The sequence below is a fragment of the Citrobacter sp. S-77 genome (genome assembly GCF_963864895.1).
GTDB lineage: Bacteria > Pseudomonadota > Gammaproteobacteria > Enterobacterales > Enterobacteriaceae > Citrobacter > Citrobacter murliniae.
In genome coordinates this window covers 522,448-536,220 of the sequence record NZ_CAWLWU010000002.1, presented here as the reverse complement: position 1 = coordinate 536,220, position 13,773 = coordinate 522,448, and the positions used below count along the sequence as shown (strand labels likewise).

The following is a 13,773-nucleotide window of genomic DNA, read 5'->3' as shown; positions in this document are numbered from 1 at the left end:
ACAATATAAGGTGCTTTTACCGTTTTACGGCTGCGGTCAATTGTGGGACATCGCCTATAATTTGCATTATCATACCTGTCATTCAATGCCGTGCCTAACACCACGGATGCCTAAATGGGCAGGATTAATACTAGCGCAGTGAAGATGAGATAAGTTAGGCTGTGACCGTTTGTCACGCGCGACGCTACTGATGATGGAACAATAAATACAACGTATGAAAAAACGTATTCCCACTCTTCTGGCCACCATGATTGCCAGCGCCCTCTATAGTCAGCAGGGTCTGGCAGCCGATCTCGCCTCACAGTGCATGTTGGGCGTGCCAAGCTATAACCGTCCTCTGGTGCAGGGCGAGACAAACGAGTTACCCGTTACCATCAATGCCGATCACGCGAAAGGGAATTACCCGGATGACGCCGTGTTTACCGGCAACGTGGATATCGCCCAGGGTAATAGCCGCCTGCAGGCCGATGAAGTACAGCTTCATCAGAAACAGGCCGAGGGTCTGCCGGAGCCGGTTCGCACCGTCGATGCTCTGGGTAACGTCCACTATGATGACAACCAGGTCATTCTGAAGGGACCGAAGGGTTGGTCTAACCTGAATACAAAAGATACCAACATCTGGGAAGGTGACTATCAGATGGTTGGCCGTCAGGGGCGCGGGAAAGCGGACCTGATGAAACAGCGTGGTGAAAACCGCTATACCATTCTGGAGAACGGTAGCTTTACCTCCTGTTTGCCGGGATCTAATACCTGGAGCGTTGTCGGTAGCGAAGTGATCCACGACCGCGAAGAACAGGTGGCAGAAATCTGGAACGCTCGCTTCAAGCTGGGCCCGGTTCCGGTCTTTTACAGCCCTTATTTACAGCTTCCCGTTGGAGATAAGCGACGTTCTGGCTTCCTGATCCCGAACGCAAAATACTCCACCAATAACTATTTTGAGTTCTACCTTCCGTATTACTGGAATATCGCGCCCAATATGGACGCCACCATCACGCCGCATTATATGCACCGTCGTGGCGGTATTATGTGGGAGAACGAATTCCGTTACCTCACTCAGGCGGGTGCGGGCCTGATGGAATTTGACTATCTGAATTCCGACAAAGTTTACGATGATGAACATCCGAAGGATGACAATTCGCGCCGCTGGCTGTTCTACTGGCAACATGCCGGGGTAATGGACCAGGTGTGGCGTTTCAACGTCGACTATACCAAAGTCAGCGATACCAGCTACTTTAATGATTTCGATAATAAATACGGCTCCAGTACCGACGGCTATGCCACGCAAAAATTCAGCGTTGGCTACGCGGTACAGAACTTTGATGCCACGATATCGACCAAGCAGTTCCAGGTCTTCGACGCCCAAAACAGCAACAGTTACTCTGCGCAACCGCAGTTAGACGTCAACTACTATCAGAATGATGTGGGTCCGTTCGATACCCGCATTTATGGTCAGGCGGTGCATTTCGTCAATACCAATGACAATATGCCGGAAGCCACACGAGTTCACCTTGAGCCAACTATCAATCTGCCGTTATCCAATCAGTGGGGAAGCATCAACACTGAAGCGAAGCTATTGGCAACGCATTATCAGCAAACGAATCTGGATACGTACAATAATAATCCGGGCAACGTAAACAAGCTGGACGAATCGGCCAACCGCGTGATGCCGCAGTTTAAAGTTGACGGCAAAATGGTATTTGAGCGTGACATGGCAATGCTGGCACCGGGTTATACCCAGACGCTGGAGCCGCGCGCGCAGTACCTGTACGTACCGTATCGTGACCAAAGTCATATCTATAACTATGACTCCTCACTGCTGCAATCTGACTATAGCGGCCTGTTCCGTGACCGCACTTATGGCGGTCTGGACCGTATTGCTTCCGCCAACCAGGTCACTACCGGTGTCACATCTCGCGTATATGATGACGCGGCCGTTGAACGTTTTAATATTTCCGTGGGTCAAATCTACTATTTCACGGAGTCTCGCACCGGCGATGACAACATTAAATGGGAGAATGACGACAAAACCGGCTCACTGGTATGGGCAGGCGATACCTACTGGCGTATATCCGATCGCTGGGGTTTACGCAGCGGTATCCAGTACGACACCCGTCTGGACAGCGTCGCCACCAGTAGCAGCAGCATCGAATATCGTCGTGACGAAAACCGCATGCTGCAGTTGAATTACCGTTATGCCAGCTCTGAGTATATTCAGGCTACGCTGCCATCGTACTACTCTACAGCGGAGCAGTATAAAAACGGGATTTCGCAGGTGGGCGCAGTGGCAAGCTTCCCGATTGCCGACCGTTGGTCGATTGTCGGTGCTTACTACTTTGATACCAATGTGAACAAAGAAGCGGACTCAATGCTGGGCTTGCAGTACAACTCCTGCTGCTACGCCATCCGCTTCGGCTACGAACGTAAGCTGAACGGTTGGGATAACACCCAGCAACACGCAGTTTATGACAATACGATCGGCTTTAATATCGAACTGCGCGGTCTGAGCTCTAACTATGGCCTTGGCACCAATCAAATGTTGCGTTCGAACATATTGCCGTACCAAAGCGCTTTATGATCTGACTGATTTATACCCAATGGATTTCGAGCTGCATTGAGGCGGCAACTGAGAGAATCCCCAAGAGCTTACATCAGTAAGTGACTGGGGTGAGTGAAGGCGGCCAACAAAAATGCGGCTTGAAAGACGAAGGGTATACTACGTAATCCGCATTGCGGTTAATTAATAATGGAAAAAGTATGAAGAACTGGAAAACGCTGCTTCTCGGTATCGCCATGATCGCGAATACCAGTTTCGCTGCCCCACAGGTAGTCGATAAAGTCGCAGCCGTCGTCAATAACGGCGTCGTTCTGGAAAGCGACGTCGATGGCTTAATGCAGTCCGTAAAACTCAATGCAGGTCAGGCTGGCCAGCAGCTTCCGGACGATGCAACGCTTCGTCATCAGATCCTGGAACGTTTGATCATGGATCAAATTATTCTGCAGATGGGTCAGAAGATGGGGGTGAAAATCTCTGATGAGCAGTTGGATCAGGCTATCGCTAACATCGCCAAGCAGAACAACATGACGCTGGACCAAATGCGCAGCCGTCTGGCTCAGGATGGCTTAAGCTATTCGACCTATCGTAGCCAAATCCGTAAAGAGATGACTATCTCTGAGGTGCGCAACAATGAAGTACGCCGCCGTGTCACGATCCTGCCGCAGGAAGTTGATGCCCTGGCGCAGCAGGTTGGCAACCAAAATGATGCCAGCACTGAACTCAATCTGAGCCACATTCTTATTCCTTTACCGGAAAATCCAACCTCAGATCAGGTTAACGAAGCTGAAAGCCAGGCGCGCTCTGTTGTTGACGAAGCGCGTAACGGTAGTGATTTCGGCAAGCTGGCCATCACTTATTCTGCCGATCAGCAGGCGCTGAAAGGCGGTCAGATGGGCTGGGGTCGTATTCAGGAACTGCCAGGCATCTTTGCTCAGGCGTTAAGCACCGCGAAAAAAGGCGACATTATCGGCCCGATTCGTTCTGGTGTCGGCTTCCACATTCTGAAAGTTAATGATATGCGTGGCCAGAGTCAGAGCATCTCCGTGACTGAAGTTCACGCCCGCCATATTCTGCTGAAGCCATCGCCGATCATGACCGATCAGCAGGCACGTCTGAAGCTGGAACAAATCGCAGCGGATATTAAGAGCGGTAAAACGACCTTTGCAGCAGCAGCAAAAGAGTTCTCTCAGGATCCTGGATCGGCAAACCAGGGCGGCGATCTGGGTTGGGCTGCAGCAGACATTTTCGATCCAGCCTTCCGCGATGCGCTGACCCGACTGAACAAAGGCCAGATGAGTGCACCGGTGCATTCCTCTTTTGGCTGGCACCTGATCGAACTGCTAGACACGCGTAACGTTGATAAAACTGACGCGGCGCAGAAAGACCGTGCTTATCGCATGCTGATGAACCGTAAATTCTCGGAAGAAGCAGCGACCTGGATGCAGGAACAGCGCGCCAGCGCGTACGTTAAAATTCTGAGCAACTAATGACCCGTACTCAACGCGTTGTTATCACTCCCGGCGAACCCGCCGGGATTGGTCCGGATCTGGTCGTTCAGCTTGCGCAGCGTGAATGGCCGGTAGAGCTCGTCGTCTGCGCCGATGCCGCGCTACTTTCCAACCGGGCAGCGATGCTCGGTTTACCACTCTCGCTCCTCCCCTACAATCAAGATATACCAGCCAGACCACAATCTGCGGGCACATTGACGTTGCTCCCGATTGCGCTACGCGCACCTGCCGTACCGGGTCAGTTGGTAGTGGAAAATGGGCAGTATGTGGTGGATACGCTGGCTCGTGCGTGCGACGGTTGCCTGCAAGGTGAATTTTCAGCTCTGATCACAGGCCCCGTACACAAGGGCGTGATTAATGATGCTGGCGTGCCGTTCACCGGTCATACCGAATTTTTTGAAGAGCGCTCACAGGCGAAAAAAGTGGTGATGATGCTGGCAACTGAGGAGCTGCGCGTTGCTCTGGCGACCACGCATCTGCCGCTCAGGGACGTTGCCGATGCCATTACGCCTGCGTTACTACGGGAAGTGATCGGTATTCTGCATCATGATTTACGCACGAAGTTTGGTATCCCTGATCCACATATTCTGGTATGTGGACTTAATCCACATGCGGGTGAAGGCGGTCATATGGGTACGGAAGAGATAGATACAATCATTCCGGTTCTCGATGAAATGCGCGCACAGGGGATGAAGTTAAACGGTCCACTGCCCGCAGACACCCTGTTTCAGCCCAAATATCTCAATAGCGCGGATGCCGTGCTGGCAATGTACCACGATCAAGGCCTCCCCGTGCTAAAATACCAGGGATTTGGTCGCGGTGTGAATATCACACTGGGCCTGCCATTTATTCGCACATCCGTTGATCACGGCACCGCACTTGAACTTGCGGGTCGTGGGCAAGCCGATGTCGGCAGTTTTATTACGGCGCTTAATCTCGCCATCAAAATGATTGTTAATACCAATGAATAATCGAGTCCATCAGGGCCATTTAGCCCGTAAACGTTTCGGGCAAAACTTCCTCAACGATCAGTTTGTGATCGAAAGTATTGTCTCTGCTATCAACCCACAAAAGGGTCAGGCCATGGTCGAAATCGGCCCGGGCCTTGCTGCACTGACCGAGCCGGTAGGTGAACGTCTGGACAAGCTAACCGTCATTGAACTGGACCGCGATCTGGCAGCCCGTCTGCAAACGCACCCGTTTTTAGGGCCGAAGCTGACCATCTATCAGCAAGACGCCATGACCATGAACTTCGGTGAACTGTCGCAGACAATGGGTCAGCCGCTGCGCGTGTTTGGCAACTTGCCTTACAACATCTCCACGCCGCTAATGTTCCATCTTTTTACCTATACTGATGCCATTGCCGACATGCATTTCATGTTACAAAAAGAGGTGGTCAATCGTCTGGTTGCAGGGCCAAACAGTAAAGCGTATGGTCGATTAAGCGTCATGGCACAATATTACTGCCAGGTTATCCCGGTACTCGAAGTGCCGCCATCGGCCTTCACACCGGCTCCTAAAGTAGATTCCGCGGTAGTGCGTCTGGTTCCTCACGCCACGATGCCATACCCGGTTAAAGATGTTCGCGTCCTGAGCCGTATTACGACCGAAGCGTTTAATCAGCGCCGCAAAACGGTACGTAACAGCCTCGGTAATCTGTTCAGCGTTGAAGTATTGACAGAGCTGGGAGTTGATCCGGCGATGCGAGCAGAAAATATCTCTGTCGCGCAATACTGCCGGATGGCTAACTATCTGTCAGAAAACGCGCCATCGAAGGAGAGTTAAGCATGATCAATTCGCCCCGAGTGTGTATTCAGGTACAAAGCGTCTATATTGAGGCTCAATCCTCACCTGATGATGAACGTTACGTTTTTGCCTATACCGTGACCATCCGCAATTTGGGGCGAGCACCAGTGCAGCTGTTGGGGCGTTATTGGTTGATTACCAATGGCCATGGCCGCGAAACCGAAGTTCAGGGCGAAGGTGTGGTTGGCGTTCAGCCCCACATTGAACCTGGTGAAGAATACCAGTACACCAGCGGCGCGGTTATTGAAACGCCGCTGGGCACCATGCAGGGTCATTACGAAATGATTGATGAGCAGGGCGTCGCCTTTACCATCGATATTCCCGTATTCCGACTCGCCGTTCCTACACTCATTCACTAAAACAATAGCTATGGCGACATACCTCATTGGCGACGTTCACGGTTGTTACGACGAACTGATCGCATTGCTGCATCAAGTAGACTTTGCCCCTGGGAAAGATACCTTATGGCTTACCGGCGATTTGGTCGCCCGTGGTCCTGGCTCACTGGACGTGCTGCGCTATGTCAAATCACTTGGCGACAGCGTACGGTTGGTATTAGGTAATCATGATTTACATCTGCTGGCCGTATTTGCAGGTATTAGTCGCAATAAACCTAAAGACAGACTCTCGTCGTTACTCGAAGCACCGGATGCCGACGCGCTGCTTAACTGGTTACGCCGCCAACCGCTGTTGCAGGTTGATGAAGAGAAGAAGCTGGTGATGGCGCATGCGGGTATTACGCCACAGTGGGATCTGCAGACCGCAAAGGAGTGTGCCCGTGATGTCGAAGCAGTACTGTCGAGCGACTCCTATCCATTCTTCCTTGATGCCATGTATGGCGACATGCCGAATAACTGGACGCCGGAGCTGACGGGGCTGGCACGATTACGTTTTATTACCAACGCCTTTACCCGTATGCGTTACTGTTTCCCCAACGGTCAACTGGATATGTACAGCAAAGAGTCGCCGGAAGATGCCCCAGCTCCGCTGAAGCCCTGGTTTGCCATCCCCGGCCCGGTCAGTGAAGCGTATAGCATTGCATTCGGGCACTGGGCATCGCTGGAGGGCAAAGGCACTCCGGAAGGTATTTACGCGCTGGATACTGGTTGCTGCTGGGGGGGAGATCTCACCTGTCTGCGCTGGGAAGACAAACAATACTTTGTACAGCCGTCAAATCGCCATGTAGATCTGGATCCGGGCGAAGTTGTAAACGGCTGATGAGCATTCTGTAGGCCGGATAAGGCATTTACGCCGCTATCCGGCATTCACGCCATCTATTGCCTGATGGCGCTTCGCTTATCAGGCCTACATAGTGTATTAACGACGTTCCAGAATCTCGAAGCAATAGCTGTGAGAGTTTTGCGCGTCGGCATCATGGAATTCGCTGAAAACAGATTCCCAGTCATCCGGCTCGTAGTCCGGGAAATGCGTATCCCCTTCTACTTCAGCGTCAATATGCGTCAGATACAATTTCTGCGCTTTCGGCAGAAACTGCTCATACACACGCCCACCGCCAATCACCATAATTTCAGGTTCATCGCCACAGGCAGCAATTGCCTCATCGACAGACTTCACCCACTGCACGCGATCGTCGGTGCCTGGCTGGCTACTAATGACAATATTTTTACGCCCTGGCAACGGTCGCCCGATGGATTCCCAGGTATGGCGTCCCATGACAACTGGCTTGTTTAAGGTATTACGTTTAAACCAGGCGAGATCGGCAGGTAGGTTCCACGGCATGGCGTTTTCCATACCGATGACGCGATCTACCGCTAACGCCGCAATCAGACTGATCATTGAATATTTCCCGGATACAAAAAAATTGTCGCCACTATACGGAAAGCGCAATCTTTCGTCGACTGGCGGAAAGAGGATGAGCAGGAAAATTTTTCGTTCTGCTGGCGAACCGACCTATTTAAGGTGGTACGCCAGCATTACAGTAGTTCAAAAACAGCCAGTTAGCAGTAAAGTTTGCAGAACATCACATTTTGTACCTTATGCTGACGGTTTCACTTCCGGCTCATCGGCGACGTCGCCCGTATGTTTACCTTCATCCGTGCCTTGCCAGCCATGGCGTTGAATTAAAGATAGATGCTGACGATCCTCAGCAATAATTTCACTCAGCATTGCACTGGTGCGTTTATAGACAGCCGCACGGGAAACCGCATCGTTTTCCCCCTTCACCATCTCTTCAACCATCAACGTATTGAAGCGACGAAACACATCGGCCCGTTCACGGGCTTCATAACGCCCAAGCCCAAGACCTTCCAGTGCCAGGCGCCCGGTTTTCAGTGCACCTTCAAAAGTTTCACGTTCAGGCATCTCTACTCCCGCCTGACGCAAGCGGATGTAATGATCAACATCGCGCGCACGGGCAATAATTTGTAGATGAGGGAAATGGGTTTTCACCATTTCGGTCAGCTGCAGGCTGGTTTCGGGATCGTCGATAGCATTAATAATTACCTCAGCTTTAGCTGCGCCAGCTGACTCCAGCAGATCCATACGGGTCGCATCGCCATAAAAAACCTTCATACCAAATTTGCGCAGCGTTTCAATGTGGTCCGGATCGTGATCGAGCACGACCATCTTCACTCCACTCGACAGCAGCAAACGACCGGTTATCTGACCGAATCGCCCAAATCCGGCGATAATCACCCGGGGTTGTTCCTCGTCAATTTCATCCGCCTCACGTTCTTCATCGGTAGCCGATTTCTCAAGCCGCGTCAGGACAACCAGTAAAATCGGCGTGGCCGCCATTGAGAGTGCTACCGCCAGCGTCAACGCTTTCGCCCAGTCGGGATCGAGCACATTTGCCATTTGCGCTGCGCCAAACACCACGAAGGCAAACTCACTCCCCTGTCCTAATAATACGGCAAACCAGCGACGCTGCTTATTCGGCACCCGCAGCGGTTTCGCAATAATCCACAACATAATGGTTTTAATCGCCAGGAACCCCACCAGCAGAGTGACAATACGCAGTGGATTATCAATCAGCGTCCCAAAGTCGATAGACATGCCGACGCCGATGAAAAAGAGTCCCAACAGCAGCCCTTTAAACGGCTCGATATCGCTTTCCAGCGCGTGGCGGTACTCAGAACTCGCCAGTAATACGCCCGCCAGAAACGCCCCCATTGCCATCGACAGTCCGACCTCTTCTAGCAGTAAGCCGAAGCCAAATACGAGAAACAGTGCGACGGCACTAAAGACTTCCCGCAGGCCAGAACGCGCCACAAAACGTAATGCCGGACGGGTGACATAGCGCCCCAACAGAACCACCAGGACCAGCGCACCAGCCACTTTCAGCGCAGACAGAGCGAAAGCTCCCAGCGTCGTCGACGCACCACTCGCAGCCAGTAGTGGAATCATCGCTACCAGCGGGATAGCGGCAATATCCTGGAACAACAGCACGGCAAATGCACTGCGCCCCATTTGTGAAACCATCAGGTTGCGTTCATTCATTGCCTGCATGGCGATGGCCGTGGAGGAGAGTGCCAGCGTCATACCAATCAGTTCCGCCACCTGCCAGCGCAGGCCGAGGAACATACAGAACACGCCGATCAATCCACCACAGACCACCATTTGCAGTGCGCCGCCGCCGAAAACCGATGCACGCAGTTTCCACAGACGCTGCGGATCCAGCTCCAGACCGATAACAAACAGCATCAGAACTACGCCGATTTCAGCAAAATGCAGTATAGACTCTGCGTCTGTGACCAATCGTAGCCCCCACGGACCAATGATACATCCGGCAATGAGATAGCCCAGCACAGAGCCTAAACCCAGTCGGACGGCAATCGGTACAATCAACGCCGCCGAGCCGAGATAAATCAGCGCCTGTATTAGTGTATGGCTATCCATGGTGTGCCTCCTGCCATTCCAGCAAACGTTGTTTGTAATGACGGGCCTGCGCCTGTAGCGTTTCGTCATCACAGATAAACGTGCAGTGCATAGCAAACGGTGGGAGCCACTTGAGACCACAATATATCGCTGTCGCCTGCAAAGGCTGAGAGAGCACGTCAAACCCCGGATGGGAACCGATCTCAAAGTGGTTTTCCCCACCACCGGTCGTCACCGCCCACAGCAGATGTTTACCATGCAGCGCGGTCCCCCCATGACCATATGCCCAACCGTGGGAGAGAACTTTATCCATCCACAGTTTGAGTAAAGGGGGTGTGCTGTACCATTGCATAGGATGCTGCCAGATAATAAGGCTCGCGCGAGCCAGTGCATCCTGTTCAGCAGCGATATCGATATTGAAGTCGGGATAGAGTTGGTAGAGCGAGCGAATTTCAACGCCTTCCAGCGTCCTTGCCTGTTCAAGCATCCGCTTATTCGCATGCGAGTGCTGCGGATAGGGATGTGCGTAAATGATGAGAATCATGATTAGCCTGCTATCACTGCATTATTGTAATAACAGTGAGTTTAGTCACTTAATCAGCAGGCTAAAAGTCAATATTATTGAGTAGCTGAATGGAGAAAACTGAACTAGTTGTCAAGTTCGCTCATGTCTTTAACCTGGTCACGGTTGATTTGTTCCGTTTTGCCAGTTTCCGCGTTTTTATACGATACCAGGCCGGTATCATCATCTACCTGCGGTTTGCCATCGGTGACGATCGTTTTACCATCAGTGGTTTTGACCGCCTGGTTAGAGGAACAACCGGCGACGGTAAACAGAGCAGCTGCGGTAAAAATAGAGGTGATCAGAATATGTTTTTGCATGGTGTTCTCCCTGCTTTTCAGTCATTTTCAGTGATATACCCGTTAACTGTAGGCTAACTGACTGAGTAACAGGGAAAATACAGAACACTCCTAATAACTGGCCCGGGATACGGACTTGGTGCGAATCGTCATTTGACTCGTCTGAGCGAGCGTCAACCCTCGCGTTTCCGGTGCAAAAGCAATGGAAATAAGCAGTCCTATTAGCGAAATCCCTGCTCCCATTAACATCACAGAATTGATCCCATATTTAGTGATAAACACAGGGAGCGCCCAGGTTGAAATAATGGTCCCGATGCGACTCAATGACATAATCACGCCGACGGCTGACGCACGGATATCGGTAGGGAACAGTTCATTGGGATATAGCCACTGGAGATTCCCTGGCCCACCCGAGAAAAACGCATACACGGCAAATGCCAGTACCACCAGCCATGCCCCCATATCCGGGACCAGCCCCAGCACAGCCAGCGCCAGTGTCATCATCACGAAGCTGCCAATCAATAGCGGTCGACGACCTGCGCTGTTCAGCCAGAACATCGGCGGAATACATCCCAGCATAAAGCATAAGCTGATCACCACATTCCCCAGCGCGGCGCTTTTCCCGACACCGAGGCCCAGCAGCCCGACAATCTGTGGACCAAAGGTGTAAATGGCAAACATCGGGATCACCTGGCAGGTCCAGATAGCGGCAACAAACAAGACAAACGGGAAGTGGCGACGGTTAAACAACTGGAGAAAACGAGTTTCCTGCGGCGCTTCTTCGTCGAACACCACCGGTTCGCCGAACAACTTTATCATCATCTCCTCACACTCTTTTACCCGGCCTTTACGCAGCAGCCAGCGTGGTGATTCAGGCAGATCAAAGCGACCAATCAGGATCAAAATGCAAGGGATCACCGCGCTGCCCAGCATCCAGCGCCATCCCCCCTCAACATCATACAGCCAGTAGCCGACCAGATCGGCACAGGTGGCGCCGACATACCACATAGCGGCAATAAAACCGATGGAGAAAGCACGCTGGCGGGTATTGGAAAACTCGGTGATCATGGAGGTCGCAATGGGATAATCTGCCCCAATCACAACGCCGATCAGCACGCGCATTACCAGCAGCTCAACAGGAGATGTGACGAACATTGTCGCCGCCGATATCACGCCAATGGCGATAATATCGATGATGAACATTTTGCGCCGTCCGACCTTATCGGAGATATAACCAAACAGTGATGTACCAACGAACAGCCCGGCCAGCGTCCCGGCTCCCAGCAGGCCAATCCATTCGGCATCCAGTTTCAATGCTGGTGTGAGCTGCTCCAGCGCAACGCCTATCATCACCAGCACATAACCATCCAGAAACGGCCCACCGCTTCCCCACAGCATTATCCGGCGGTGAATGGAGGTAAATTTGATGTCATCAAAGTTCCTGGGCTGCTGCATAGCGACTTCCTGTTTCAACACGGGCAAAGCGTTATATCCAGGCCGGAGGAGGCATTTACGCCGCTATCCGGCACTGGCGTCACGTTATTATTGCCGGATGTCGACACAGAGGCGTCTTATCCGGCCTACGGGTGCACAAACCTGTACTTATTAGCCGTAGCGAAACTCCACGCCAAACGTCCCGCGTGGGTATTCCCATTTTTCCAGCGCCGTATCAAGCCCAAGAATCCGACATGTACCGCATTCCAGACATCCGGCGTAATCAAAACGCACACTGCCATCGTCCTGTTTTTTATACAGTCCTGCCGGACAGGCTTTAATTAACACGTCCAGCACCTGTTGATCGGGCTCAGTTTTCAGAATGATATGCGGGATTTCTTCATCCACATTGAATTTATTGACGCCCAGCTTGACGTCCACATTGACAGGAGAAGTCATAATACGGTCACTCCTTTAAGGCCATCCTTCAGCAGGTTGATGAAGCCCACTTTCTTCGCATGACGCAGCATTTTTTTACGCATAGGAACAGGGGCCGAACCATCAACGGTGAACAGGTCACGGGCGATACCAACCGCCATCTCTGGATAAGCTGTAAACATGCGTGGATTATCAAGGAATGCAGGCAAGCGCTGGTACATGCGCATGTCGCGCATCGGGCCATCGTCCAGATGCTGGTGATATTCGGTAAGCGCCTGTTTGCTAAAATCATCGCGCTTCATGGCGGAGAGCACCGTCTTAGCAGCCGCCTCTCCTGCCGACACGGCTAGATCCATGCCGCGAATGGTGAAGCCAAGGTTCATGCACATGCCTGCGGCATCACCGGCTATCAACACACCATCGCCAACCAGCTCAGGCTGCATATTCATTCCTGCTTCCGGTACAACGTGGGCGGCATACTCCACCAGCTTGCCACCCGCTATTAATGGAGCAACAGCCGGGTGCTGTTTGAAATCTTCCAGCATTTGTGGGACCGATTTTTTAGCGTCTTTCAGGTGATGAAGACCGCACACCAGCCCCAGAGAAAGGGTTGTTTCATTTGTATAAAGGAAGCCACCGCCCATCAGACCATCGGTCGGTGAACCGGCAAACAGACAGGCTGCCCCCTGATTCCCTTGCAGATGAAAGCGATCTTCAATTACCGACTTCGGTAATTCAATGAGCTCCTTCACGCCAACGGCAACATGAGCGGCTTCAACGCGCTTTGCCATTCCCAGCTTTTCTGCCAGCAGAGAATTCACCCCATCAGCGAGGATCACAACTTTTGCTTCAAGAATATCGCCATCGGCTTCCACACCCACGACTTTGCCATCACGCTGAACAACGTTATCCACGCGAATACCGGTGATAAGCTGGGCCCCTGCTTCTTCAGCTTGCTCCATCAACCAGGCGTCAAATTTACTGCGCAATACCGAGTAAGAAACCTGCGATGCCGCGGCTTCTTCACCGTTGCAATAATCCATCGTCATCGCCCCTTGTTCGGTCATAAAGGCGAGTTTTTCGTGGGTGATCATGCGTTCAATGGGAGCCTGTTCAGCAAAACCGGGGATGATACGCTCCAGGCTATGCGCGTAGATGCGCCCACCGGTGACATTCTTCGCGCCAGCAGAATTACCACGCTCGATAACCAACACCTGAGCCCCCTCACGGGCAAGCACCAGCGCCGCAACCGAACCGGCCAGCCCTGCACCCACGATGATGGCATCAAAGATATCTTCAGACATAAAAACTCCTGTCAGCGGCAGGGCATATAGC

The 13,773-nt window shown here is 52.2% G+C and carries 13 protein-coding genes; 6 read left to right on the top strand and 7 right to left on the bottom strand.

What is annotated here, in order from left to right:
* Nucleotides 1-214: 214 nt before the first annotated feature.
* The 6 genes from lptD (at nucleotide 215) to apaH (ending at nucleotide 7,086) form a co-directional block, all read left to right on the top strand.
* Nucleotides 215-2,575, top strand: coding sequence for an LPS assembly protein LptD (lptD, locus tag AACS05_RS03210; RefSeq protein ID WP_045439703.1), 2,361 nt, complete (start codon nucleotides 215-217; stop codon nucleotides 2,573-2,575).
* 179 nt (nucleotides 2,576-2,754) lie between these two features.
* Nucleotides 2,755-4,041, top strand: coding sequence for a peptidylprolyl isomerase SurA (surA, locus tag AACS05_RS03205; protein ID WP_045439701.1), 1,287 nt, complete (start codon nucleotides 2,755-2,757; stop codon nucleotides 4,039-4,041).
* Nucleotides 4,041-5,033, top strand: a complete 993-nt coding sequence (pdxA, locus tag AACS05_RS03200) for a 4-hydroxythreonine-4-phosphate dehydrogenase PdxA (RefSeq protein ID WP_045439698.1) — start codon at nucleotides 4,041-4,043, stop codon at nucleotides 5,031-5,033. Before surA ends, pdxA begins: the two co-directional genes overlap by 1 nt.
* On the top strand, nucleotides 5,026-5,847 hold the full coding sequence (gene rsmA, locus AACS05_RS03195; RefSeq protein ID WP_045439696.1) for a 16S rRNA (adenine(1518)-N(6)/adenine(1519)-N(6))-dimethyltransferase RsmA: 822 nt from the start codon (nucleotides 5,026-5,028) through the stop codon (nucleotides 5,845-5,847). Before pdxA ends, rsmA begins: the two co-directional genes overlap by 8 nt.
* A 2-nt stretch (nucleotides 5,848-5,849) precedes the next feature.
* On the top strand, nucleotides 5,850-6,227 hold the full coding sequence (apaG, locus tag AACS05_RS03190; RefSeq protein WP_045439694.1) for a Co2+/Mg2+ efflux protein ApaG: 378 nt from the start codon (nucleotides 5,850-5,852) through the stop codon (nucleotides 6,225-6,227).
* Between the two features lie 10 nt (nucleotides 6,228-6,237).
* Nucleotides 6,238-7,086: a bis(5'-nucleosyl)-tetraphosphatase (symmetrical) ApaH gene (apaH, locus tag AACS05_RS03185; RefSeq protein ID WP_045439691.1), complete on the top strand. Its 849-nt coding sequence runs from the start codon at nucleotides 6,238-6,240 to the stop codon at nucleotides 7,084-7,086.
* Nucleotides 7,087-7,185: 99 nt separating this feature from the next.
* Here apaH and folA read toward each other — a convergent pair whose 3' ends face one another.
* The 7 genes from folA to AACS05_RS03150 form a co-directional block, all read right to left on the bottom strand.
* The gene (folA, locus tag AACS05_RS03180; RefSeq protein ID WP_136345316.1) at nucleotides 7,186-7,665 is read right to left on the bottom strand and encodes a type 3 dihydrofolate reductase; all 480 of its coding nucleotides are present in this window, start codon (nucleotides 7,663-7,665) and stop codon (nucleotides 7,186-7,188) included.
* 198 nt (nucleotides 7,666-7,863) lie between these two features.
* The gene (kefC, locus tag AACS05_RS03175) at nucleotides 7,864-9,726 is read right to left on the bottom strand and encodes a glutathione-regulated potassium-efflux system protein KefC (RefSeq protein WP_045439686.1); all 1,863 of its coding nucleotides are present in this window, start codon (nucleotides 9,724-9,726) and stop codon (nucleotides 7,864-7,866) included.
* On the bottom strand, nucleotides 9,719-10,249 hold the full coding sequence (gene kefF / locus AACS05_RS03170) for a glutathione-regulated potassium-efflux system oxidoreductase KefF (RefSeq protein ID WP_045439684.1): 531 nt from the start codon (nucleotides 10,247-10,249) through the stop codon (nucleotides 9,719-9,721). Before kefF ends, kefC begins: the two co-directional genes overlap by 8 nt.
* Before the next feature lie 104 nt (nucleotides 10,250-10,353).
* Nucleotides 10,354-10,587: a YgdI/YgdR family lipoprotein gene (locus tag AACS05_RS03165; protein WP_005124493.1), complete on the bottom strand. Its 234-nt coding sequence runs from the start codon at nucleotides 10,585-10,587 to the stop codon at nucleotides 10,354-10,356.
* 90 nt (nucleotides 10,588-10,677) lie between these two features.
* Entirely contained in the window at nucleotides 10,678-12,021 is a 1,344-nt protein-coding gene (locus tag AACS05_RS03160) for an MFS transporter (protein ID WP_045439678.1), read from the bottom strand.
* Nucleotides 12,022-12,171: 150 nt separating this feature from the next.
* Nucleotides 12,172-12,459: a ferredoxin-like protein FixX gene (gene fixX, locus AACS05_RS03155; protein WP_045439675.1), complete on the bottom strand. Its 288-nt coding sequence runs from the start codon at nucleotides 12,457-12,459 to the stop codon at nucleotides 12,172-12,174.
* Nucleotides 12,456-13,742 carry an FAD-dependent oxidoreductase gene (locus AACS05_RS03150; protein WP_045439672.1) on the bottom strand — a complete coding sequence of 429 codons (1,287 nt, stop codon included), beginning with the start codon at nucleotides 13,740-13,742 and terminating at the stop codon, nucleotides 12,456-12,458. The genes fixX and AACS05_RS03150 overlap by 4 nt, the downstream gene beginning before the upstream one ends.
* Between the last annotated feature and the right edge of the window lie 31 nt (nucleotides 13,743-13,773).